Here is a 271-nt window from a genome sequence, read left to right as displayed (position 1 = left end):
GCCCATTTGCGCCTGCCGACGCTGGCCCTAATGATCGGCGGTGTTGCCGTCTATCTGTCTGCCATTACTTTCGTTCGTTTGATCACCGGCATTTGCGGGGTGGTGGTTCCGCGGATCACCGCGGTCATCGTTTTGCTGCTACTGATCTACGTCGGTCAGTTCATCTCGCCATTGGGTGTTTTCGCGATCACACTTGCCGTGTTGATCGCGGAGGTGCGGCTTGAGGATTACTTCTCAGTCGAGGAGGCGGGTGAACCATCGGCCGATCTTA

1 protein-coding gene is annotated in these 271 nt (G+C 56.8%); it reads left to right on the top strand.

Annotated elements, in window-relative coordinates; all coding sequences use genetic code 11:
- Positions 1–271, top strand: a 271-nt coding sequence (locus RAD10_RS41905; RefSeq protein WP_461622029.1) for a hypothetical protein, incomplete at both ends; no start/stop codon positions are given.

It is taken from the genome of Bradyrhizobium sp. 23AC (assembly GCF_054863025.1).
The sequence above is the reverse complement of the archived record's forward strand: the minus strand, read 5'-3'. Positions and strand labels throughout refer to the sequence as shown.